The 22,764-nt window shown below is 60.8% G+C and carries 20 protein-coding genes; 13 read left to right on the top strand and 7 right to left on the bottom strand.

The window, feature by feature from the left end:
- Window positions 1-74 precede the first annotated feature (74 nt).
- The 6 genes from flhA (at window position 75) to IB238_RS14495 (ending at window position 5,004) form a co-directional block, all read left to right on the top strand.
- The gene (flhA, locus tag IB238_RS14520; protein ID WP_192248077.1) at window positions 75-2,162 is read left to right on the top strand and encodes a flagellar biosynthesis protein FlhA; all 2,088 of its coding nucleotides are present in this window, start codon (window positions 75-77) and stop codon (window positions 2,160-2,162) included.
- Window positions 2,159-2,908 carry a flagellar biosynthetic protein FliR gene (gene fliR, locus IB238_RS14515; RefSeq protein ID WP_192248074.1) on the top strand — a complete coding sequence of 250 codons (750 nt, stop codon included), beginning with the start codon at window positions 2,159-2,161 and terminating at the stop codon, window positions 2,906-2,908. Before flhA ends, fliR begins: the two co-directional genes overlap by 4 nt.
- A 9-nt stretch (window positions 2,909-2,917) precedes the next feature.
- Window positions 2,918-3,316 carry a hypothetical protein gene (locus IB238_RS14510; protein ID WP_192248072.1) on the top strand — a complete coding sequence of 133 codons (399 nt, stop codon included), beginning with the start codon at window positions 2,918-2,920 and terminating at the stop codon, window positions 3,314-3,316.
- Window positions 3,317-3,536: 220 nt separating this feature from the next.
- Complete coding sequence (locus IB238_RS14505) at window positions 3,537-4,097, top strand: rod-binding protein (protein ID WP_192248069.1); 561 nt, start codon at window positions 3,537-3,539, stop codon at window positions 4,095-4,097.
- 14 nt (window positions 4,098-4,111) lie between these two features.
- On the top strand, window positions 4,112-4,480 hold the full coding sequence (locus IB238_RS14500; protein WP_192248067.1) for a hypothetical protein: 369 nt from the start codon (window positions 4,112-4,114) through the stop codon (window positions 4,478-4,480).
- Window positions 4,477-5,004, top strand: coding sequence for a hypothetical protein (locus IB238_RS14495; protein WP_192248064.1), 528 nt, complete (start codon window positions 4,477-4,479; stop codon window positions 5,002-5,004). Before IB238_RS14500 ends, IB238_RS14495 begins: the two co-directional genes overlap by 4 nt.
- A 100-nt stretch (window positions 5,005-5,104) precedes the next feature.
- On the opposite strand, the gene IB238_RS14490 is transcribed toward IB238_RS14495, so the two are convergent.
- Complete coding sequence (locus IB238_RS14490) at window positions 5,105-5,899, bottom strand: WecB/TagA/CpsF family glycosyltransferase (RefSeq protein WP_192248061.1); 795 nt, start codon at window positions 5,897-5,899, stop codon at window positions 5,105-5,107.
- A gap of 377 nt (window positions 5,900-6,276) precedes the next feature.
- Here IB238_RS14490 and folD point away from each other — a divergent pair, with 377 nt between their 5' ends.
- Entirely contained in the window at window positions 6,277-7,176 is a 900-nt protein-coding gene (gene folD / locus IB238_RS14485; protein ID WP_192249643.1) for a bifunctional methylenetetrahydrofolate dehydrogenase/methenyltetrahydrofolate cyclohydrolase FolD, read from the top strand.
- A gap of 76 nt (window positions 7,177-7,252) precedes the next feature.
- On the opposite strand, the gene IB238_RS14480 is transcribed toward folD, so the two are convergent.
- Window positions 7,253-8,275: a substrate-binding domain-containing protein gene (locus IB238_RS14480; RefSeq protein ID WP_192248058.1), complete on the bottom strand. Its 1,023-nt coding sequence runs from the start codon at window positions 8,273-8,275 to the stop codon at window positions 7,253-7,255.
- A 346-nt stretch (window positions 8,276-8,621) separates the two neighbouring features.
- Between IB238_RS14480 and IB238_RS14475 the strand changes: the two genes are divergently transcribed.
- The 6 genes from IB238_RS14475 (at window position 8,622) to IB238_RS14450 (ending at window position 15,528) form a co-directional block, all read left to right on the top strand.
- Window positions 8,622-9,938 carry an ABC transporter substrate-binding protein gene (locus IB238_RS14475; protein WP_192249641.1) on the top strand — a complete coding sequence of 439 codons (1,317 nt, stop codon included), beginning with the start codon at window positions 8,622-8,624 and terminating at the stop codon, window positions 9,936-9,938.
- Window positions 9,939-10,062: 124 nt separating this feature from the next.
- Complete coding sequence (locus IB238_RS14470) at window positions 10,063-11,073, top strand: sugar ABC transporter permease (RefSeq protein WP_192248054.1); 1,011 nt, start codon at window positions 10,063-10,065, stop codon at window positions 11,071-11,073.
- A 1-nt stretch (window position 11,074) separates the two neighbouring features.
- Window positions 11,075-12,220 carry a carbohydrate ABC transporter permease gene (locus IB238_RS14465; RefSeq protein ID WP_192249639.1) on the top strand — a complete coding sequence of 382 codons (1,146 nt, stop codon included), beginning with the start codon at window positions 11,075-11,077 and terminating at the stop codon, window positions 12,218-12,220.
- Window positions 12,221-12,248: 28 nt separating this feature from the next.
- Entirely contained in the window at window positions 12,249-13,901 is a 1,653-nt protein-coding gene (locus tag IB238_RS14460) for an alpha-glucosidase (protein ID WP_192248051.1), read from the top strand.
- A 20-nt stretch (window positions 13,902-13,921) separates the two neighbouring features.
- Window positions 13,922-15,013 (top strand): sn-glycerol-3-phosphate ABC transporter ATP-binding protein UgpC, encoded by a 1,092-nt coding sequence (gene ugpC / locus IB238_RS14455; protein ID WP_192248049.1) that lies wholly within the window; start codon window positions 13,922-13,924, stop codon window positions 15,011-15,013.
- Window positions 15,014-15,114: 101 nt separating this feature from the next.
- Complete coding sequence (locus IB238_RS14450; RefSeq protein ID WP_192249637.1) at window positions 15,115-15,528, top strand: hypothetical protein; 414 nt, start codon at window positions 15,115-15,117, stop codon at window positions 15,526-15,528.
- A gap of 126 nt (window positions 15,529-15,654) precedes the next feature.
- Here IB238_RS14450 and edd read toward each other — a convergent pair whose 3' ends face one another.
- From edd to IB238_RS14425, 5 genes are all read right to left on the bottom strand, one after another.
- Window positions 15,655-17,475, bottom strand: a complete 1,821-nt coding sequence (gene edd, locus IB238_RS14445; RefSeq protein ID WP_192248046.1) for a phosphogluconate dehydratase — start codon at window positions 17,473-17,475, stop codon at window positions 15,655-15,657.
- A 155-nt stretch (window positions 17,476-17,630) separates the two neighbouring features.
- Entirely contained in the window at window positions 17,631-18,323 is a 693-nt protein-coding gene (gene pgl / locus IB238_RS14440) for a 6-phosphogluconolactonase (protein ID WP_192248043.1), read from the bottom strand.
- Between the two features lie 3 nt (window positions 18,324-18,326).
- Complete coding sequence (gene zwf / locus IB238_RS14435; protein WP_192248040.1) at window positions 18,327-19,799, bottom strand: glucose-6-phosphate dehydrogenase; 1,473 nt, start codon at window positions 19,797-19,799, stop codon at window positions 18,327-18,329.
- 93 nt (window positions 19,800-19,892) lie between these two features.
- A complete protein-coding gene (locus IB238_RS14430; protein WP_192248037.1) occupies window positions 19,893-21,179 on the bottom strand; it encodes an FAD-binding oxidoreductase in 1,287 nt (428 codons plus the stop codon).
- 109 nt (window positions 21,180-21,288) lie between these two features.
- Complete coding sequence (locus tag IB238_RS14425; protein WP_192248034.1) at window positions 21,289-22,725, bottom strand: glutamine synthetase family protein; 1,437 nt, start codon at window positions 22,723-22,725, stop codon at window positions 21,289-21,291.
- Between the last annotated feature and the right edge of the window lie 39 nt (window positions 22,726-22,764).

Raw genomic sequence — 22,764 nt, 5'->3', positions numbered from 1 at the left:
TCGCACGTTACGAATTTGCGGCAGCATGGCGACTCTCTCGGGGGTCGCGCCTCTCATGACGAGACGGGACGAAAATGGCACAAGTACCAGCACTCTCCATCCCCAAGGTGAACCCTAGCGGCCGGGACATCGCGTTTGCGATGGGTATCGTCGCCATTCTGTCGATCCTGTTCCTGCCGATACCGGTGTTCATGATCGATATGGGGCTGGCGTTCTCGATCGCCTTTTCCGTTCTGATCCTGATGGTATCGCTTTGGATCCAGCGGCCGCTCGACTTCTCGTCCTTTCCGACGATCCTGCTAATCGCGACGATGATCCGCCTGTCGCTCAACATCGCCACGACCCGCGTGATTCTCTCGCACGGCCACCAGGGGCATGATGCAGCCGGCAACGTCATCGCTGGCTTTGCCAACCTCGTCATGTCCGGCGATTTCGTCATCGGGTTGATCGTCTTCCTGATCCTGATCACGGTAAACTTTATCGTCATTACCAAGGGTGCGACCCGTATCGCCGAAGTCGGCGCGCGCTTCACGCTCGATGCCATTCCCGGCAAGCAGATGTCGATCGACGCGGACCTGTCCGCCGGTCTGATCGACGAGAAGCAAGCCCAGCACCGCCGCCGCGAACTGGAGGACGAGAGCTCCTTCTTCGGCTCCATGGACGGTGCATCCAAATTCGTCCGTGGCGACGCCATCGCCGGCCTCATCATCACCGCCATCAACATTTTCGGCGGCATCATCATCGGCTACTTCCGGCATGGCATGGAACTCGGTGAGGCAGCGGACGTCTTCGTCAAGCTGTCGGTCGGCGACGGCGTCGTCTCGCAGATCCCCGCCCTGATCGTATCGCTGGCCGCGGGCCTGCTCGTTTCGCGTGGCAGCGCTCCCGGTTCGACGGACCAGGCCGTCGTCAATCAGCTGAGCGGCTATCCACGCGCGCTGCTCGTCGCTGCGGGCCTGATGGTTCTTCTGGCAGTCATGCCCGGGCTTCCGTTCCTTCCGTTCATGGTGCTCGGTGGTGTCATGGCCTTTGGTGGATGGATTATTCCGCGCCGGCAGGAGCAGGAGAACAACCTGCGTCGCGAACAAGAGGCAAAAAGTGCCTCGCAGACCAAGGACGCGGACAAGGATTCGGTCAAATCGGCACTGAAAACCGCCGAAATCGAACTTCTCCTCGGCAAGCAAGTCTCTACCCGCCTCCTTGGCGCTCACCAGGAACTGGCGTTTCGCGTCGGCAAGATGCGCAAGAAGTTTGCCACCCAGTATGGTTTTGTCGTTCCTGAGATAAAAGTCTCAGACGACATCTCGATTGCCGACAAGTCCTATCATATCCGTATCCACGGAACGACCGTTGCCTCCAACATCGTGCGTGTCGGGGAAGTGCTGGTCGTGACCGGCGGCGGCCGCAAGCCGAGTGTTCCCGGAGATGATATCCGCGAACCCGCCTTCGGCATGCCGGCAGTTTCGATACTCGAGACCTTTGTGGAGGATCTACGGCGTGAGGGCTTCCACCCGATCGACAACGTCTCGGTCGTTCTGACCCATCTTTCTGAGGTCATTCGCAATAACCTTCCGCAACTCCTTTCCTACAAGGACGTCAAGATACTGATCGAGCGTCTCGACCCGGAATACCGCAAGCTCGCCGACGAGATCTGCTCCTCGCACATGTCCTATTCCGGCCTGCAGGCGGTGCTGAAACTCCTGCTCGCCGAGCGTGTTTCGATCCGCAACCTGCATCTCATTCTCGAAGCCGTTGCCGAGCTTGCTCCGCATGTGCGCAAGACCGAGCAGATCGTCGAGCACGTCCGCATCCGCATGGCCCAGCAAATTTGCGGCGACCTTACCGAAAATGGCGTTCTGCCGGTGCTGCGTCTCGGCAACCGTTGGGACATGGTGTTCCACCAGGCTCTCAAGCGCGATGCGAAGGGCGATGTCGTCGAGTTCGACATCGACCCGCGTCAGCTGGAGGAATTCAGTGAGCAGGCGACGAAAGTTATCCGTGAATTTCTCGATCGCGGCACGCCATTCGTACTGGTCACATCACCCGAATCCCGTACTTATGTGCGCATGATCATCGAACGCCTGTTTGCCACATTGCCGGTATTGTCGCACGTCGAACTCGCCAAGGGCATCGAGATCAAGATCCTCGGCTCGATTTCATGATCACCGATCCGCAGGGCACGGTACTGGCGATGTTTGCCGCCTTCTGCCGTGTCGGCGGCTGTTTCATGCTGTTGCCGGGCTTTGCCTCGGCGCGCGTCGCCATGCAGGTCCGGCTGTTCCTGGCGGTTGCCGTGTCGATGGCGGTCCTGCCGATCCTCTGGGAGGCGATCTATCCCAAAACCCAGGGTTCGATGGTGACCTACATCCAGATGATCCTGTTCGAGACACTGACAGGAGCAGTGATCGGGCTGATCACCCGCTACTATGTGCTGGGCCTGCAGTTCGCAGGTACGGCGCTGACGATGATGATCGGCTTCAACGCACCGCCGTCGCCCGACATCATCGAAGACGCTGCGGAAAACCAGCTGACCAATTTGATCAGTTTCGCCGGGTTGATGCTTCTGTTCACCCTGAATTTCCACCACGTCGTCCTTCGGGCGCTGGTGGATTCCTACACCACGGTTCCGATGGGTGGCTTTAACCCGCAGAGCGCGCTGATCACTCTGACCGACACCCTGGTGCAGACTTTCAGCATCATGCTGCGCCTGGCGAGTCCCTTCATCATATATGGGTTGCTGTTCAACGTGGCCGTCGGCCTGATCAACAAGCTTGCTCCGCAGATGCCGATCTACTTCATCTCGCTGCCCTACATCATTCTCGGCGGCCTGTTCCTGCTTTATTTCGGCGTTTCCTCACTGCTGGAAATCTTTGCCAATGGCTTCATTCCGGTGTTCGAAGGCCGCTGAGGTATTCAAATGAAGAACCGGTCCGACAAGCTCAAGCGCCTCGTCACCGTCCAGCGCCATCTCGAACAGATGGCGGAAATGGATCTTGCGATGACGACGCAGGAGCGGCAGGAAGTTACCGAGACCATGGACGCGGTCGCCGGCGCGATCAATTCGCTCAATCCGGTTCATCGCGGTTTCTCCGGCATCTATGCCGCGCAGATCGGCAAGCTTCGCCACAAGGATGTCATGCTGGCTGGCGTGCAGCAGATGCACGAGATGCGGATTGTGCGCGAGCGTACGAAAGGCGATCGGTTGGAGGAACGGATGCGTGAGGCCCGCGACCTGGAAAACCGGGAGGCCGAGGACAATGCGATCTACGATCTCATCGACCAGCATATCGCCTATGGCGATGATGACATTCGCTAGGGCAGTTGCTCGCTGCCAGATTCATGTGGCCAGCCTCCCGTAAGGTTGAGCAGCGATAGTCGAATCCAGGTCGAAGAGTAAACCCCGTTGAGGTTATCGCGTGGCAGCCGGAACGACATCGTTCCCCGTCAGCAGCGATCGCGGGATCTTCGCAGGTAACGGGCTGACAGTCTGCCATGATGGCGGGCGCGGCTCCCTGACACCCGAGAGGCAAAGAGACGTGGCAATTTCACCCCCAAGCGATCTGGTGCTTGACGTTGTGCGAGCTGCCGATCCTGCAGCGGTGCAGGAGGCGCAGGCACAGCTAAAATCGAACCGCGCTAGTTTCGAGGCAAACAGCCTTGCGGATGCCGGCAACGGCTTCGGCGCCGCGGTCAGCATCCTGAATCGCGACTCTGCCGGGGCCGCCATGCCGGCCGCCGTCAGCGGCACCGATAAGGCCATCCCGGAGACGTACCGCAAGTTCGAGGCGATGGTGCTGCAGAACTTCGTGAAGTCCATGCTGCCCGCCGAGAACGAAGAGATCTACGGCAAGGGTACTGCCGGTGAAATCTGGCGCGGCATGATGGCCGAACAGATCGGTGACGTGATTTCCAAGGGTGGCGGTATCGGCATCGCCGCAAGCCTCATGAAGGACAACGAGAAGAAGGGTGTAACGGAAGACATCGCCGTGATCGACCCGAATGCCCAGCGTGTTTCCACGGCGATGGTTCAGGAGTTGCAGCGCAACACCTTTGCCGTGCTGACACCGGGTGAAACGACAGACAAAAAGACATCCTGATCGGAGGAAAAACAATGGACATGGCAACGAACGATCTCCGTATCCGCACTGTATTGAACCGGCTTGAAAACATCGTGGATGCGGAAAACACCGGCATCGGCGTCGATCCGGATTTCGACCTGCAGACCTCGAATGCGCACAAGAGCCGCTGCCTCTATGAGCTGGCAATGCTCTCGCGCGACGTTCCGACAGAAGAAATGCCGAAGTCATTTGGCCCGCAGTTGAAGAACCTTCGCGACAAGCTCAGCATCAACGCGCAGCGCGTTTCATCCCACCTCGAGGCTGCACGAGCAGTCGTGCAGATTCTCAAGGACGCGGTACGTGAGCAGGAAGCGGATGGCACCTATTCGCAGGAGCAGTTCCGTCTGGGGTACCAGCCGTGATCAAGCTCGTCCTCACCGGCATCTGGATCTGCGCCATTACACTGGCCTCCGTCTATTTTTCCATGCAGATGGCAGCCGCGCCTAGAGTCGATGAGGAGGCTGCCGCGCGTGCGGCGGCACTCGAGCTTGTCAAGGGTAGCCAGGCGACCATTCCCGTTATCTCCGACGGGGCGGTCAAAGGGTATTTTCTCGCGAGGCTGTCCTACACCGCCAATAAGGAGCTTGCTGCAAAGCAGGCGGTGCCGATGGGCGAAGCAATCACCGATGAGCTTTACACGCTGCTCGTCGGTCAGCGGATGATCGATGTCGAAAAACTGGACAGCTTCGACGTCGATACCTTCCGGGCTACGATCAAGGACGGATTGAACAAGCGCTTCGGCGAGGCGGTCATAGATCAGGTCATCATCGAACAGATCGACTACATCGCCAAGGTGGAGGTGAAGACGAAACCGGCGCGCAAAGGCACCAACATCGTCAAGAATGATGCTGCGGCCGCAACCGCTACTCAGTCTCCTACAAACTGAAGACCGGATACCGGTCGAATTAAAGGCGCCGCGTTTCAGGGCAACGCGGCGCCTTTTTGCGCTCTGGCGATTGCTCGGGTCGCCGCGAAAATGTCGGTCGTCAAGCGCTTTTGCGGCGGTGGTGGCCGACAATGGCGCTGAGCTTGTAGCGGGCGACGTGATAGAGGAACAGGGTGTTTCCAATACCAAAACGATAGAGGCGCTGGCGCGGCTCATTGATCAGACGGAACAGCCATTCAAACCTGAGGCGGTGCATCCGTGCAGGGGGGCTGGGCATCTGACCGGCAACATGGTCGAACAGGGAGCCGACGCTGATCACCAGTCGCGCATGGCCGGGCGCCACGTGCCGGTCGATCCACTTCTCCTGCACGGGACTGGTCATGGCGACGAGAAGGATGTCAGGCGCCAACGCCCGCACCTTTTCCGTGACTGTATCTGTTTCGCTGTGGTCGAAGTGGCCGTCCGATATCGGGTGAAACTCATGCCAGGGCGTGTGTTCCCGCAACTTTTCCGTTGCCTGAGACAGCACCTGCCGATCGGCGCCGATGAGTGCGATACGCTTCGGCTTCTCCATGTAGGTCAGCAGGGCAGGCACGAAATCCTTGCCGTTGAGATTGGCTGGGAAGGGATTGCCATGAATGACCTGCGAGGCGATGCCCACGACATGCCCGTCCGGCAGAACGATCTGACGCGCGAGCGCATCCCGATATTCGGTATCGCTCATCATCAGGTTTGCGTCGTTGGCGTTCAGGAACGCGATCGTCGTCTGTCCGATCGGCATATTGGCAAGACTTTCGACGAAGTCGAACGCGCCGGCCCAGTCAAGGTCGTATACAGGCAATCCCAGAATGTCGCGTTGAGACACCTTCAGCGTGTTTGCCGATCGGAGGTTCATGCGCGCGCGCCCCAGAGGAGGGGCAGGCAGAGGACCAGATTGACTGGGGTAGTCCGACTATGGGCGAGCATATCAATCATCGGTGCGCGGTCCTTCAGGCGTTACCCTGCGTGTAGCAGCTTCGCCTGAAGGTGGATTTAAGTTGCTCGTTAAAGAAAGACGCTTTGCGTTTACGAACGGTTTGCTCTGTGCAGCGTCAGATGGCGCTGCTGCACGAACAGCTTGCGACCGCCGGCTACGGATGGACGAGCAATGCGCCACTTGGTCGCCGGCCGGTGCGCTTGCAAAATTCGTTTCTGGACAGCATAGGGCGCTATGAGGCTATTGCCTCCGTTCCGGAGACACTAGATTTCGCCCAGTCCGCAAGGGAGAAGAACGTGACCACCATTATCGATGGCAAGCAGGTTGCCGCTTCCGTGATTGATGCCGTCAAGGCTGCCGCCAGCAACCTCGAGCAGGAGGCCAGCGTGAAGACCGGGCTGGCGGTGGTCATCGTGGGAGACGACCCGGCAAGTCACGCCTACGTGTCCTCCAAGAGCCGCATGGCCAAGGAATGTGGCTTCACCTCCATCCAGCACACGTTGCCCGAGACGACGACGCAGGAAGAACTGGCCGCACTCGTCCAGACGCTGAACGCCGACGACACGGTCCACGGCATTCTCGTGCAGCTTCCGCTGCCGAAGCACCTGAATTCTGAACCGATCATCCAGTCGATCCTGCCGGAAAAGGACGTCGACGGACTGCATGTGGTCAACACAGGCAAGCTTGCGACCGGCGATCTCGATGGCGGACTGATCTCGTGTACGCCGGCAGGTGCAATGGTGCTGGTGCGCGGCATTCACGGCGAAGACCTCTCCGGACTGAGCGCTGTCGTCATCGGCCGCTCCAACCTGTTCGGCAAGCCGATGGGCGCGCTCCTTCTCAACGCCAATGCCACCGTGACGATGGCTCACTCCCGCACCAAGGATCTCGCTTCGGTTTGCCGTAACGCCGACATCCTGGTCGCCGCGGTCGGCCGGCCGCAGATGGTCAAGGCGGATTGGGTCAAGCCGGGTGCGACGGTGATTGACGTCGGCATCAACCGCGTGCCCGCGCCGGATAAGGGCGAAGGCAAGTCGCGCCTCGTCGGCGACGTGGCTTTCGACGAATGCGCTGAGGTTGCCGGTGCGATTACGCCGGTTCCTGGCGGCGTCGGCCCGATGACGATCGCCATGTTGATGGCCAACACCGTTATTGCCGCTTATCGCAAGAGCGGGCGGAAGGCGCCGAGGTTCTGACGAGCGGCTAAGGTGTCGGGGCGCGCCGAACACTCCTCGCTACAAACCCGATGCAGACTTAGTCCTGTGCCGTGTCCTATTGGGGCACCGGACCCGTCGAGGCGCGTACGATCAGTTCGGCCTTCCACAGTTCCTGATCCGGCAGTTCTTCCAGGCTGAGAATACGGGAGATCAGCCGCTTGGCGACCCGCGACCCAGCGGCACGTAGCGACGATCGTGTCGTCGTCAGCGGCACGGTGAAGTTCTCAGGCTTCAGCATCGGCAAGACGTCGTCATGCGCAATCAGCGAGACGTCCGTGCCAATTTTCAGGCCGGCTTGGTTCAGCGAGCGGACCGCGCCAAGGGCAAGGACCGTGCTCGAACAGAGCACCGCGGTCGGCGGCTCGGCAAGTTCGAGGAAGCGCTGCATGCCGCGATAGCCATGCTCGTCCGTCATCGGCGAGTGCTGTACACACGCTTCGTCAAGGACGTAACCGCGCTCGGCGAGCGCTCGTTCCATCCCCTTTTTGCGCCGGATCGCGAAGGTGAAATGCGCCGGCCCGTTCAAGAGCCCGATTCGCTTGTGTCCGAACTGCACCAGCAGCTTTGCCGCGTCATGGAAGGCGGCGGTATTGTCGATGTCCAGGTAGGGGTAATCCGTCGGAATTCCGATCGATCGGCCATGCGCGACGAAAGGGATCGACAGCGACTTCAACATGGCGATGCGCGGGTCGTGCGCGCGCATGTATGCGGTGAAGAGTGCGTCGATATTGCCGCTTGCAACCAGCCGCTGGCAGGTCGCCTCCTCGTCGTCGGGGTGGCTCGGATTGATGACGAAGTGGAAATCGTGCCGCACGGCCTCGTCACCGAGGCCGGCGAGGAATTCGCCGAAATGCACGTCCGAATCGTGTCCGTCGGCCGTCGGCATGATGAGACCGATCGATCCGGCACGTCCCGTCGCAAGACGTTGGGCGGCTCGATTGGGCCGGTAGCCGGTCTTTCGAACGGCGTCGAGAACGCGCTGGCGCGTGTCGGCATTGACCTCCGGATAGCCGTTCAGGGCTCTGCTGACCGTCGTCTGCGACAGTCCGAGGAGTTGCGATAGCTGCTTCAGATTCACGTTCTTCGCCTTTGCAGAGATCGAAGCGCTTTGAAAGCGCCCTTATCTGTGGGACAGTTCCGCCAAAGCGCCGGGGCGTCCCATGTAGCATCAGCGTTTTGTGCTGTGAAAGGAAAAGTCCGGGTTTGCAGCGCAAACACGCGTTGCGCTGTATGAAATTTGCCGTCGTCAACGCTCGGGGACGAAGCTTCTTGACGCGCAAATAGTGATGGTGAATGTTCCGGTTCATTCAAAGCGCTTTGAAGGCGCTGGAGGGGATGCAAGATCGGCACGGCAACGCCGGGCAAGTGTGGGAGGAAAGCACGTGAAAGGGAATCTGCTGTTGACCGCAGTGATTGCGGCGCTAATGACCGGAGCTGCCGGAGCGGCTGAATTGAAGTTCAAGCCGGGTGAGGATGCGAAGTTCAACTGGACGAGCTTCGAAGAGTTCAAGAAAGGGCATGACCTGAAGGGGCAGACCCTGACGATCTTCGGCCCCTGGCGCGGGGAGGACGAGACGCTGTTCAAGAGCGTCTATGCCTATTTCGTCGAGGCGACGGGTGTCGATCTCAAATATTCCTCCTCGGAAAACTACGAGCAACAGATCGTCATCGACACGCAGGCCGGCAGCCCTCCCGATATCGCGATCCTGCCGCAACCGGGCCTGATCGCTGATCTGGCCTCGAAGGGTTACCTCACTCCGCTCGGCGACGAGACGAAGAACTGGCTGCTCGAAAACTATGCCGCAGGTCAGTCCTGGGTCGACCTGTCGACCTACAAGGACAAGGATGGCAACCCGCAGCTCTTTGCCTTCCCCTACAAAATCGATGTGAAGTCGCTCGTCTGGTACGTGCCGGAAAACTTCGAGGACGCCGGCTACGAGATCCCGAAGACCATGGAAGAGCTGAAGGCGCTGACGGAAAAGATCGTCGCCGATGGCGGAACGCCCTGGTGCATTGGGCTCGGTTCGGGTGGCGCAACCGGCTGGCCGGCGACCGACTGGGTCGAGGACCTGATGCTGCGCACGCAGACGCCTGAGACCTACGACAAGTGGGCCACCAATGCCATTCCCTTTACCGATGCCGCCGTCACCGGTGCGCTCGACGAGTTCGGCTGGTTCGCCAAGAACGACAAGTTCGTCTCCGGCGGGGCTGCGGCCGTGGCATCTACCGATTTCCGCGACAGCCCGAAGGGGCTCTTCGCCTCGCCGCCGAAATGCTACATGCACCACCAGGCTTCCTTCATCCCCTCGTTCTTCCCGGAGGGGACCGTGGTCGGAGAAGATGCGGACTTCTTCTACATGCCGCCTTATGCCGGCAAGCCTGAACTCGGCAACCCGGTTCTCGGTGCCGGGACGCTGGCGCTCATCACCAAGGATACGCCGGCCGCGCGCGCCTTTCTCGAATTCCTTAAGACGCCGATCGCCCATGAACTCTGGATGGCGCAGACGAGCTTCCTGACGCCGTTCAAGAGTGCCAACAAGGAGGCTTACGCAAACGCGCCGATGAAGAAGCAGGGTGAGATCCTGCTGAACTCGACCACCTTCCGCTTCGACGGTTCGGACCTGATGCCGGGTAAGATCGGCGCCGGCGCATTCTGGACCGGGATGGTCGATTTCGTCGGCGGTAAATCCTCGGCCGATGTCGCCGACGGCGTCCAGAAGGCCTGGGACGCCATCAAGTGATCGATGCTGCGAGGCCGTTCGGGTTATCTGGCCGGCCTCCGTTCGCCTCCGGTCCCGGTATTGGCTGGTCGGTCGCCGGGAAAAACGACGATGTGGGGCATGACCTCGGGGGAGGGGCGGCGCTATGCAACAGCTATTGTTTGCCGTAGTCACAATGCTCGCAGGTGTGCTTGCCTGCGCCTTCTACTTCTTCGCAACCAACTGGCTCCTGGACAGGACCTTTCCCTCCAAGGGGCTCAAGGGTGCCAAGGCATCCCAGAACCTGCGCATTACCAACGCGATCCGTCCGTGGCTCTTCATGCTGCCGGCCCTGCTGGCGCTTGCAATTTACCTGGTCTACCCGGTTTTCGAATCCGTCCGCCTCAGCTTCCACGACCGGGCCGGGCAGGTCTTCGCGGGCTCAAGCAACTACGTCTGGATGCTCGGTGATGGCGAGTTCCGCCAGTCGATCTTCAACAACTTCCTCTGGCTTCTGGTCGTGCCGGCGCTCTCGACCTTTTTCGGCCTGATCATCGCCGCCCTGACCGATCGCATCTGGTGGGGCAACATCGCCAAGACACTGGTTTTCATGCCGATGGCGATTTCCTTCGTCGGCGCGGCCGTCATCTGGAAGTTCGTCTACGACTACCGCGCCGAGGGCAGTGCGCAGATCGGGATATTGAACGCGCTCGTCACCTATTTTGGCGGATCTCCCCAGGCCTGGATGACACTGCCCTTCTGGAACAACTTCTTTCTGATGGTGATCCTGATCTGGATCCAGACCGGCTTTGCCATGGTGATCCTGTCGGCAGCGCTTCGCGGCATTCCCGAGGAGACATTGGAGGCAGCCGTCATCGACGGCGCGAGCGGCACGCAGATCTTCTTCAAGATCATGATCCCGCAGATATGGGGCACGATCGCCGTTGTCTGGACGACGATCACCATCCTCGTGCTCAAGGTCTTCGATATCGTGCTTGCGATGACCAATGGGCAATGGCAGACACAGGTTCTCGCCAATCTCATGTTCGACTGGATGTTCCGCGGCGGCGGTGACTTCGGACGAGGGGCGGCGATCGCCGTCGTCATCATGGTGCTCGTGATCCCGATCATGATCTGGAACATCCGCAATGCCACCCGCGAAACGGGAGGGCATTGAGATGCCCGGCGCGGCCCGTTCCCCGCTGGCGTTTGTCGTCCATCTTTCCGTCCTGCTGCTAGTCGCGCTGTGGACGCTGCCGACCGCGGGGCTGCTGATCTCCTCGCTGCGCGACAAGGACCAACTCGCCGTCTCCGGCTGGTGGACCGCGCTTTCGACCTCGACGCAGAACCTCGTCTATCGCGCGCCGCCGCCCGAAAGTCAGGTGGAGAAAGACGGAAAGTTCGTCATTTCCGGAAATCTTCTTGAAGGCCGGAAGGGCAATGTCTCCGCCTTCGGCTTCAACAGCCGCGAGCCAGCTGCTTTCCAGCCCGGCCAGACAGCTCAGTTGAACGACGGTGAGATGCTGACCGTTCAGGCGGACGGCGGTTTTGAGATCGCCTCGGACAAGAGAATGGAGGGCTCGCGCGGGCAGCGCATCTTCTTTACCGCATCCGTGCCGCCGCGCTTTACCCTCGACAACTACCGCGAGGTGCTGAGCGCCGAAGGCATCGGCACTTCTTTCATCAATTCGCTGACGGTCGCGATTCCCTCGACGATCATCCCGATCCTGGTTGCCGCCTTCTGCGCCTATGCGCTCGCGTGGATGAGGTTTCCCGGTCGGGCGATCCTGATCGCCGTCGTTGTTGGCCTTTTGGTGGTGCCGCTGCAGATGTCGCTGATCCCGCTCCTGAAGCTCTACAACGGTGTCGGGGCCTTCTTCGGTGTGCCCGCCAAGACCTATGTCGGCATCTGGCTGGCGCACATGGGTTTCGGGCTGCCGCTCGCGATCTACCTCTTGCGCAACTACATGGCCGGCCTACCGAAAGAGATCATGGAGTCCGCCCGCGTCGACGGCGCCAGCGACTTCGACATTTTCGTCAAGATCATCCTGCCGCTGTCCTTTCCGGCACTCGCTTCCTTTGCAATCTTCCAGTTCCTCTGGACCTGGAACGACCTGCTGGTCGCGATCGTGTTCCTCGGCACCGGCCAAGAACAGCTCGTACTGACAGGGCGGCTCGTCAACCTGCTCGGTTCACGAGGCGGCAACTGGGAAATCCTGACGGCTTCCGCCTTCATCACCATCATCGTCCCCCTGATCGTCTTCTTCGCCCTGCAGCGCTATCTCGTGCGCGGCCTGCTGGCGGGTTCGGTCAAGGGCGGCTGACACTCAACAGAAAAGACAGGATTTCTGAATGACGACGACGAATACAGCCCTGCCGGCAGGCGACAAGGACTGGTGGCGCGGCGCGGTGATCTACCAGATCTATCCGCGCTCCTATCAGGATACCAACGGCGACGGTATCGGTGACCTGAAGGGCATCACCCAGCGCCTTTCCTACGTGGCCTCGCTCGGCGTGGATGCGATCTGGATCTCGCCCTTCTTCACCTCGCCGATGAAGGACTTCGGCTATGACGTGTCCGACTACGAGGACGTCGATCCGATTTTCGGAACGCTTGAAGACTTTGACGCGCTGATCGCCGAGGCGCACCGGCTCGGCATCCGTGTGATGATCGATCTCGTCCTGTCGCACACCTCGGACAAGCATCCCTGGTTCGTCGAAAGCCGGTCGAGCCGGACGAACCAGAAGGCCGACTGGTACGTCTGGGCGGACTCAAAGCCGGACGGCACGTCGCCGAACAACTGGCTGTCGATTTTCGGCGGCTCGGCCTGGCAGTGGGACCCGACCCGCCTGCAATACTACATGCACAACTTCCTGACCTCGCAGCCGGATCTGAACCTGCACAATCCGAACGTCCAGGACGCACTCCTTTCCGTCGCGCGTTTCTGGCTGACGCGCGGCGTCGACGGTTTCCGGCTGGATACGATCAACTTCTACTTCCACGACAAGGAATTGCGCGACAACCCCTCGCTGCCGCCCGAGCGCCGCAATGCGCAGACCGCGCCCGCGGTCAACCCCTACAACTACCAGGAACATCTCTACGACAAGAACCGGCCGGAGAACCTGGAGTTCCTCAAGCGCTTCCGCGCCGTGATGGAGGAGTTCCCGGCGATTGCTGCCGTTGGCGAGGTGGGCGACAGTCAGCGCGGTCTTGAGATTGCCGGCGAGTACACCTCCGGCGGCGACAAGATGCACATGTGCTACGCCTTCGAGTTTTTGGCGCCGGATGCGCCGACAGCAGCCACCGTCGCTGAGGTTCAGCACGTGCTCGAGAAGGTCGCCCCCGACGGATGGGTTTGCTGGGCTTTCTCCAACCATGATGTGGTGCGTCACGTCACCCGTTGGGGCGCAGGCGTTGTCGACCGTAGCGCCCACGCCACGCTTCTGGCATCGCTTCTGATGTCGCTGCGCGGGTCCGTCTGTATTTACCAGGGCGAGGAACTGGCGCTGCCCGAAGCCGAACTCGCCTACGAGGATTTGCAGGATCCCTACGGCATACAGTTCTGGCCGGACTTCAAGGGTCGGGACGGCTGCCGTACGCCGATGCCGTGGGATTCTCGCGCTGCCAACGGCGGCTTTTCTGCCGGCAAACCGTGGCTGCCGGTGCCTGCGGCCCACCTGTCGGCGGCAGTCTCCGTCCAGGAGGAAGATCCGCATTCCGTGCTTAACCATTATCGCCGCTTTCTCGCCTTCCGCCGCCAGCATCCAGCCCTCGTCAAGGGCGAGATCGAATTCGCGCCGGCGAACGAGAGTGTGCTCTCCTTCATCCGCAGCCACGGCAACGAACGCATTCTTTGCCTGTTCAACATGAGATCAGAGACGCAGGAGGTTGCGCGGCCGGCAGAAGCGATCGAGACCTTGGAAGGTCACGGATTCCAGAGCAGACTGAACGACGAAACGATCGTACTTCCGGCATGGAGCGGGTTCTTCGCCCGCTTCGTATAACGGACAGATGGGGAGGTGGAATGACTGGGCTGGTGTTGAAGGATATCCGCAAGTCCTACGGTGCCGTGGACGTGATTCACGGCATCGACCTGGATATCAAGCAGGGTGAGTTCATCGTCTTCGTCGGTCCGTCAGGCTGCGGAAAGTCGACGCTGCTACGGATGATTGCCGGGCTGGAGGAAATCACCGGCGGCGACATGATGATCGACGGCGAGCGCGTCAACGGCGTGCCGCCCTCAAAGCGCGGCATCGCGATGGTGTTCCAGTCCTATGCGCTCTACCCGCACATGACCGTCTACGACAACATGGCCTTCGGCATGCGGATCGCCAAGGAAAGCAAGGAGGAGATCGACCGCCGCGTGCGTTCAGCCGCGGAGACCCTGCAACTGACCAAGTATCTCGATCGCCTTCCCAGGGCGCTTTCCGGCGGCCAGCGCCAGCGTGTGGCGATCGGGCGCGCCATCTGCCGCAACCCCAAGGTCTTCCTGTTCGACGAGCCGCTGTCGAACCTCGACGCGGCATTGCGCGTTGCCACGCGCATCGAAATCGCCAAGCTCGCCGAGCGCATGGCCGACACGACGATGATCTACGTCACCCACGACCAGGTCGAGGCGATGACGCTTGCTGATCGCATCGTCGTGCTGTCTGCCGGCCATATCGAACAGGTCGGTGCGCCGCTGGAGCTCTACGAGCGCCCAGCCAACCTCTTCGTCGCCCGGTTCATCGGCTCGCCTGCCATGAACGTGATCCCCGCGACGGTGACAGGCCCGGGCGCAACGACGACGGTCGAGCTCAAGGGCGGAACGCGGGCGACCATGGATATCGCGACGGCCGAGAGCGAACGCGGCAAGGTTGCGAGCTTCGGCGTGCGGCCAGAGGATCTGCAGATCACGACCGGTGCGGACTTCCTGTTCGAGGGGACGGTTTCGATCGTCGAGGCCCTCGGTGAGGTGACGCTGCTCTACATCGATGGCTTGGTGGAAGGTGAGCCGATCATCGCCAAAATCCCCGGCATCCGGTCGGTCAAGCGCGGCGACAACGTGCGTTTCACAGCAGACCGTAGCAGGCTCCACCTCTTTGATGACGGTGGAAAAAGCTATCGCGCGGTGTAATGTCGCGGCACAGACGAGCGCCTTTTATCGACAGGCGCAACCTGATTTTAAATGTTTCCAGCCTAGTTTTCTCCAGCAAGCAAGGGCATGGGAATATCGTAATGAGCACGCACCTTCCTCATCAGCGTCCGATCTACCTGAACAAGGAAGAATCCTTCATGTACGACCGGGAGAAGAACTTCCCGATGGAGGACACCTTTAATGAGGCTCGTATCGAATTCACCGAGAATGGCGGTATTGTGAACCTTGCCTCCCGCCGCTGCCAGATCATCAAGCTTTCGCGCAGCGGCGCTTTGCTGAAAATATCAACCAAGTTCAAACTGCCGAAGAACTTCTATCTCGACATCGTCAGCGCGCGTATTCCGATGATTGGCTGCCTCGCCCTGCGCGTTCATGTCAACGATACTGTCGAGGCCCGCTTCTTGCGACTGCTTGCCGAAAAAGACATGAAACGCATCTTCGTCTACAGCGCCCATCCAAACCATCGGAACCAGACGCTGGACATTTATTCCTAAGCGCTGGCTGATGTCTCGGCCCCTGCGGCCGTCGCAATCCTGCTCCTGAGCGGGCGACGGCATATTTCGCGGCCCTCGCGCAGCCTGAGGGAAGGGGCTGGGCATCGAAACACCCGGATCCAACATTCAACTGAACAGAACGCTTGCGCCGTGATCCGCCGGTCCCGCAATCGAACGGAAGGCCGCGAAAAGTTCGCGGCCCATGCCGAACGCGTTGCCGGAGAGATCGACGGAGACGGGCGCGCGCGCGGAGAACTCCTCCGCGCCGGTGAGGACCTCGAGGGTTCCTTGCACCGCATCGAGCCGGATCGTGTCGCCCTCGCGGATGCGGGCGATCGGGCCTCCATCTGCGGCTTCGGGCGTCACGTGGATCGCCGCCGGCACCTTGCCAGAGGCGCCCGACATGCGCCCGTCCGTCAGAAGTGCGACCTTCTGGCCGCGATCTTGTAGGATACCGAGCACGGTGGTCAGCTTGTGCAGTTCCGGCATGCCGTTCGCCTTCGGGCCCTGGAAACGGACGACCGCAACGAAATCGCCGTCGAGCTGGCCCGCCTTGAATGCGGCGTTCAATTCGGCCTGGTCATGGAAGATCTTTGCCGGCGCCTCGATCACGTGACGATCCGGCTTGACCGCGGAGATCTTGATCACGGCGTTGCCGACATTGCCAGACAGCATCTTCAGCCCCCCGGTGTGCTGGAACGGATGCTCGACGTTGGCGAGCACCTTGGGATCGTGGCTGACGATCGGCGCCGGCTCGCGCCGCACAGTGCCACCGTCCGAAAGGCGGGGCTCGATCGTGTAGGCGTGCAGCCCCCTGCCGTAAACGGTGCGAACGTCGTCGTGCAGGTAGCCGGCCTTCAAGAGTTCCTTGATCAAAAAGCCCATGCCGCCGGCGGCATGGAAATGGTTCACGTCGGCCAAGCCGTTCGGATAGACGCGGGCGAGCAGCGGAACGATATCGGAAAGGTCGGAAATATCCTGCCAGGTCAGGATGATGCCGGCCGCGCGCGCCATGGCGATCAGGTGCATCGTGTGGTTGGTCGAGCCGCCGGTGGCGTGTAGACCGACCACGCCGTTGACGATCGAACGCTCGTCGATCATCTCGCCAGCCGGCGTGAACTCGTTGCCCTGCGCGGTGATGGCGAGTGCGCGCTTCGCCGCCTCTCTCGTCAGCGCATCGCGCAGCGGCGTGCCCGGGTTGATGAAGGAGGCGCCGGGCATGTGGAACCCCATGATCTCCATCAGCATCTGGTTGGAGTTGGCGGTGCCGTAGAAGGTGCAGGTGCCGGGACCGTGATAGGACTTTGATTCTGCCTCCAAGAGTTCGTCGCGGCCAACCTTTCCTTCGGCGAAGAGCTGGCGAACGCGTGCCTTCTCGTCGTTCGGCAGTCCGGAGGTCATCGGCCCGGCGGGAATGAACACTGCGGGCAGGTGGCCAAAGGTGAGCGCTGCAATCGTCAGGCCGGGAACGATCTTGTCGCATACGCCGAGATAGACGACGGCATCGAACATGTTGTGCGACAGGCCGATGCCGGCCGCCATGGCGATCAGATCGCGCGAAAACAGCGACAGTTCCATGCCGGGCTGCCCCTGGGTGACGCCGTCGCACATCGCCGGCACCCCGCCTGCGACCTGCGCCACGCCGCCGGCTTCGTGCGCTGCCTGCCGGATCAGGGCCGGATAGGTTTCGAACGGCTGATGCGCAGACAGCATGTCGTTGTAGGAAGTGATGATGCCGAGGTTGGGCACGCGGTCTCCCGCAAGCGCCGCCTTTTCCGGGGGCGAACAGACGGCAAAGCCGTGCGCGAGGTTGCCGCAGCCGAGTACGGACCGATGGACACCCTTGGAAACGGCCGCGCGCACCCGGTCGAGATAGGGTTCGCGGTGGGACTTCGAGCGCTCGACGATGCGGGCGGTGATGGCTTCAATGCGGGAATCGGCGGACATGGGAGCTATCCTGATTTCTCTCTGCAGTGTTTACGAGGGCCCTTCAGCGCATTCCTTCGAATGCCGGCTTATGGCTCGACCAAGCCTGGCCTAGGGTCGAAATCGAAGCGCCGCTGCCTTGCATTGACAGGCGCTCCGACATTTTAGTCGGCATGCTACGGTGCCCAAAAAATGTCGACGGGTGTCGCAGCGCGCCGGAACATCGCGCGCACCGGCATGTCGCTCTCAGGGCCAGCGGCAAGCGCTTTCTCCAGTGTGTCCTTCTTGGACTGTCCTTCGATGTGCAGCACCAGGAGCCGGGCGTCCTGAAGACTGGAGAACGTCAATGTCAGGCGGGTCTCGCCGGCACCTTTGGCTTCCATGGTGATCACGCCGCGGGGCATTTCGGGGGACAGCGCCTCCGCCAGATGGTCTCCACCAGGGAAAAACGAGGCCGTGTGGCCATCATTGCCCATGCCAAGGATCACCACGTCCAGCGGCGCCGGAAGGCTTGCCACGTCCGCACTAGCCAGTTGGGCAGCTTCCTCTGCACTTGCCGCCTTGCGATAGAGGGGCAGGAAACGTGCGGGGGCGGTATGCAGCAGGTTCTCGGCCACCAGAAGGTGGTTCGAACGCGGGCTATCCGCCGGCACGAAACGCTCGTCCACCAGCGTGACGGTCACCTTCGCCCAATCGATGTCCCTTGACGAAAGCGCCTTGAAAAATTGCTTCGGCGTCGAACCGCCCGAGACGGCAATCGTCGCCGATCCGCGAGCCTCAATTGCCGCTCTTAGAGCCGAGGCGACGGTATCCGCCAGCCCCTCGGCGAGTGTTGCCCCATCGGAAAATTCGTGAAACTTCGTGACCATGGCTCAGCTCTCGTGCCACGTGCGGCCGTCGCGCTCTATCAAGGCGATCGCCTGGCTCGGCCCCCAGGTGCCGGAGGTATACCCCTGAACCTTCTGCCCGGTCGCCTCCCAGGCCTTGAGGATCGGATCCACCCAATGCCATGCGGCTTCAACCTCGTCGCGGCGCATGAAAAGTGTCTGGTTGGAGCGAACAACGTCGAGCAGCAGCCGTTCATAGGCGTCCGCATTGCGGGAGTCGAAGGCGCGGGCAAAAGTCATGTCGAGGGGCACGCTGCGCAGCCGCATGCCGCCCGGTCCTGGATCCTTGATCATCAGCCATTGCTTGACGCCCTCGTCGGGCTGAAGGCGGATGATGAGCTGATTGGCTTCGATACGGCCTGCGGCCGGCTCGAAGATCGAATGCGGGATCGGCTTGAAGGTGATGACGATCTCGGAAACGCGGTTTGCCATGCGCTTGCCGGTGCGGATGTAGAAGGGGATGCCCGACCAGCGCCAGTTGCCGATCTCGGCTTTGATCGCAACGAAGGTCTCCGTGTTGGAGACACCGCTCTCGAGTTCTTCGAGATAGCCTTTGACCGGGCCGCCGGAGGAGGCGCCAGCACGGTACTGGCCTCGCACGGTAAGCCGCTCCACATTGTATTCGTCGATCGGTTTCAGCGCCCGAAGCACCTTCAGCTTTTCGTCGCGCACGGCTTCGGCGTCCATCGAGGAAGGCACCTCCATGGCGACGAGGCAGAGCAATTGCAGAATATGGTTCTGCACCATGTCGCGCAGCGCACCGGCCTTGTCGTAATAGCCAGCTCGGCTTTCGAGGCCGACGGATTCGGCCACCGTGATCTGCACGTGATCAATATGGGCGGAGTTCCAGAGCGGTTCGTAGAGCGCATTGGCGAAGCGCAGCGCCATGAGGTTCTGCACCGTCTCCTTGCCGAGATAGTGATCGATACGGAAGATCTGGTCCTCGCGAAAAACCTTACCGATGGTGTCGTTCAGCTCCGTCGCCGAGGCGAGGTCGCGGCCGATGGGCTTTTCCACCACGATGCGCGTCTGTTTGGTGATCAGCTTGTGATCGCGGATCTTTTCGGCGATCTCGCCGAAGATTGCCGGCGCAACGGCAAGATAGAAGGCGCGCACACGCTCCTTGCCCTCATCGAGAATCTCCTTGAGCTTGTCCCAACCCTGTTCCGACTTCGCGTCAACGGAGATGTAGAAGAGGCGCTCGGTAAAGGCTTTGACCTGTTCGTCATCGAATTCGCCTGGCTTCAGGTGTTCGCGCAGCGCCGTGGCTGCAAATTCGCGATAGGCCTTATCGGTCATGGCTGCCCGTGACGCGCCGATAATGCGCGTAGGGTCGGTGAACTGCCCTGCAATCTGGCGATGGTAGAGGGCTGGCAGAAGCTTGCGTTCTGCCAGGTCGCCGGTACCGCCGAAGACGACATAGTCGAACGGCTCGACCGGAATGAATTGGCTGCTCATGGCAATTCTCGATTTGGTTCGCGTTGGCGCCGTTATATTCTAATCGATTTAAAATGACCAGAGTGCGACGCAACAAAATCGAGATGGATTGCCCTATAGTTTGTCGCGCAACGCGTACCAGGTCATCGCCAGGAAAAGCAGCGGCGAGCGGAATCGCGGACCACCGGGAAAGGCCGGGATCTTGAATTCCTTCAGCATGTCGAGCTCCGCACTGCTGCCTGTTGCCGCATCCGCATAGAGCTTGCCGCAATAGTTCGACAGCATTACGCCATGGCCTGAATAGCCCCCGATCGAGGTGATACCGGGCATGACTTCCCGAGCATATGGCTGGCGCGACATGGTGATGCCGACGGAGCCTCCCCATGCGTGCGGGATCTCGATGTTCGAAAGCTCCGGATAGATCTCCGCAATCTGGCGGCGGATATGCTGTGTGATGTCGCGCGGATTATCAGCCGTGTAGGCTTCGCGGCCTCCAAAGAGCAGGCGGCCGTCGCGGCTTTTGCGGAAATAGCGCACCACGAAGCGGGAGTCGGCCACCGATTCGCCGCCAGGAATGATCTTGGGGAACTTGTCCAGAACCGGCGTCGCGCCGATGAAAGAACGGATCGGCATGACGTGCGCCGCCGTCTTCGGCTCGAGATTGCCGATGTAGGCGTTGCAGGCGATCAACGCCTTATCTGCCGTGATCGTGCCTTTTGCCGTGGTGATAACCGCCTTGCCGCCGACGCGATCCACTTTGATCGCAGGAGTCTTCTCGTGCAGGACGGCGCCCGCAGCCTTGGCCGCCTTCGCGATGCCCACGAGCAGCTTCATCGGGTGGATATGACCGGTGCCGGTGTCCCGCACGCCGAAGATGTAGCGAGTTGAACCCAGCCGTTCCTGCGTTTCCGCCTTGTCCATGAAAGTGGAGTGCGCGTAGCCATACCGCTTCGCAGCGATCTCCGGATTGGCCCGGTAGTACTTTTCCAGGCCAGCCTTGTGAGAGACATTCATCTGCCCCGGCACGTACTCGATATCGAGATTCTCGGAGGCGGAAAATTCATGGATGTATTGCTTGGCATGTTCGGCGAGGTCAAACAGGCCTTTGGAGCGTTCGTACCCGAGGTCTTCTTCCAGTTCTTCGGGCCAGGCGCGCTGACCGGTGCCGAGTTGGCCGCCATTGCGGCCCGATGCGCCGTCTCCGAAGCGGTGCGCCTCGATCAGAACGACACGGACACCCTTACGCGCGAGCGTATAGGCCGCCTGAAGGCCGGTGAAGCCGCCGCCGACGATGGCGATGTCGGTCTCGCAGGAGCCAGACATCGGTGCATATTCGGGGCGTTCTCCGACTGTTGTTTCATACCAGGAGACACCAGGAGAAATTGGGCTTTGCCATGACATGGAAAATACTTCCGATCGCAATAGATTGAGGAGTCGGCGCGACCGGAACGCCGACTACCGGGCCTAGATGGGCCACCGATTGGGCGTTCCGGCGCAGCCGGATAGGAAATCAGACGTGGAGCAGCAGGAACTCTCGTTCCCACGGGCTGATCACCTGCATGAAGGTTTCGAACTCGCCGCGCTTGACGCCGGCGTAGAGCCCGATGAACTCCGGATCCAGGACCTTGGCCAGTTCCGGATCGGATTCGAGCAACGAAACGGCTTCAAGGAGGCCGCGCGGAAGGTCGATTGAACCTTCATTTGCGGATTCGTCGGTCGGCTTCGTCGGCTCTATCCCGTTCATGATACCGAGCAGGCCGCAACCGAGCGAAGCGGCAAGTGCGAGATACGGATTGGCATCCGAGCTCGGCAGGCGATTTTCGACGCGACGGGCATTTGCGTCCGAGACCGGGATGCGGAATGCCGTGGTCCGGTTGTCGTAGCCCCAGGCATTGTTGACCGGTGCCGACATGTCCGGCGTCAGGCGGCGATAGGAGTTCACATAAGGCGCCATCATCACCAGCGTCTTCGGCACGTAGTTCTGCATGCCGCCGATGAAGTGGAAGAATTCCTTCGAGGGCGACCCGTCAGGGTTGGAGAAGACGTTCTTGCCCGTCTTGATATCTACCACCGACTGATGGATGTGCATCGCCGAGCCGGCCTGGCCCTGCATCGGCTTGGCCATGAAGGTGGCATAGATGCCGTGGTTGAGCGCCGCCTCCCGGATCGTCCGTTTGAACATGAAGACCTGGTCGGCAAGCTCGATCGGGTCGCCGTGGCGAAGGTTGATCTCGAGCTGGGCCGGCCCTTCCTCGTGGATTAGGGTATCGATCTCCAGCCCCTGCTTTTCGGAGAAGTGATAGATGTCGTCGATCAGTTCGTCGAACTCGTTGATGCCGGCGATCGAATAGCCCTGGCCGCCGAGAATAGTGCGGCCTGAGCGGCCTTTCGGCGGGTGCAGCGGATAGTCCGGGTCGTCATTCATGGCGACGAGATAGAATTCGATCTCCGGTGCCACGACGGGGCGCCAGCCGCGCTCTTCGTACATGTTCACCACGTTCTTCAGGACGTTGCGCGGTGCATAGGGCACACTTTCGCCGGACGAGCCGACGACGTCGCAGATCAACTGCGCGGTAGGGTCGGTTTCCCACGGTACGACGCTCAGCGTGGAGAGATCGGGAACGAGCTTGAGATCGCTGTCGCGCGGTTCATAGCGGAACTGTCCTGTCTCTTCCGGATACTCGCCTGAAATGGTGTGGCGGTAAACGGCGGAGGGGAGGGCAAGCGAGGTATTGGATGTGAACTTCGATGACGGCATCATCTTGCCGCGTGGCACCCCGGCAAGGTCCGGGGTGATGCACTCAATATCTTCGATGCCTCGGAACTTGAGCCAGTCGACGGCCTCTCTCCACGTCTTCACGCCGCGCGGGGCGGTGAGGGCGGGAGGAATTTTGGAGGAACGGCTGGCTTTCTGAACTGTAGTGGCAACGGTCTTTTTTGAGGGCATGACACACCGTGGTTGGTTTCGGATGAGGCATCATAGCCG

This window comes from Rhizobium sp. ARZ01, assembly GCF_014851675.1.
GTDB lineage: Bacteria > Pseudomonadota > Alphaproteobacteria > Rhizobiales > Rhizobiaceae > Mycoplana.
This window is presented reverse-complemented; position numbering and strand designations above follow the sequence as displayed.

Excerpts from the sequence above, each read along its gene's own strand:
- IB238_RS14475 (WP_192249641.1), top strand. The coding sequence starts at position 8,622 with ATGACCGGAGCTGCCGGAGCGGCTGAATTGAAGTTCAAGCCGGGTGAG.
- IB238_RS14510 (WP_192248072.1), top strand. The coding sequence starts at position 2,918 with ATGAAGAACCGGTCCGACAAGCTCAAGCGCCTCGTCACCGTCCAGCGC.
- pgl (WP_192248043.1), bottom strand. The coding sequence starts at position 18,323 with ATGGTCACGAAGTTTCACGAATTTTCCGATGGGGCAACACTCGCCGAG.
- IB238_RS14425 (WP_192248034.1), bottom strand. The coding sequence starts at position 22,725 with ATGCCCTCAAAAAAGACCGTTGCCACTACAGTTCAGAAAGCCAGCCGT.
- IB238_RS14430 (WP_192248037.1), bottom strand. The coding sequence starts at position 21,179 with ATGTCATGGCAAAGCCCAATTTCTCCTGGTGTCTCCTGGTATGAAACA.
- IB238_RS14465 (WP_192249639.1), top strand. The coding sequence starts at position 11,075 with ATGCCCGGCGCGGCCCGTTCCCCGCTGGCGTTTGTCGTCCATCTTTCC.
- IB238_RS14500 (WP_192248067.1), top strand. The coding sequence starts at position 4,112 with ATGGACATGGCAACGAACGATCTCCGTATCCGCACTGTATTGAACCGG.
- IB238_RS14470 (WP_192248054.1), top strand. The coding sequence starts at position 10,063 with ATGCAACAGCTATTGTTTGCCGTAGTCACAATGCTCGCAGGTGTGCTT.
- fliR (WP_192248074.1), top strand. The coding sequence starts at position 2,159 with ATGATCACCGATCCGCAGGGCACGGTACTGGCGATGTTTGCCGCCTTC.
- IB238_RS14450 (WP_192249637.1), top strand. The coding sequence starts at position 15,115 with ATGAGCACGCACCTTCCTCATCAGCGTCCGATCTACCTGAACAAGGAA.
- edd (WP_192248046.1), bottom strand. The coding sequence starts at position 17,475 with ATGTCCGCCGATTCCCGCATTGAAGCCATCACCGCCCGCATCGTCGAG.
- IB238_RS14460 (WP_192248051.1), top strand. The coding sequence starts at position 12,249 with ATGACGACGACGAATACAGCCCTGCCGGCAGGCGACAAGGACTGGTGG.
- IB238_RS14490 (WP_192248061.1), bottom strand. The coding sequence starts at position 5,899 with ATGAACCTCCGATCGGCAAACACGCTGAAGGTGTCTCAACGCGACATT.
- flhA (WP_192248077.1), top strand. The coding sequence starts at position 75 with ATGGCACAAGTACCAGCACTCTCCATCCCCAAGGTGAACCCTAGCGGC.
- zwf (WP_192248040.1), bottom strand. The coding sequence starts at position 19,799 with ATGAGCAGCCAATTCATTCCGGTCGAGCCGTTCGACTATGTCGTCTTC.
- ugpC (WP_192248049.1), top strand. The coding sequence starts at position 13,922 with ATGACTGGGCTGGTGTTGAAGGATATCCGCAAGTCCTACGGTGCCGTG.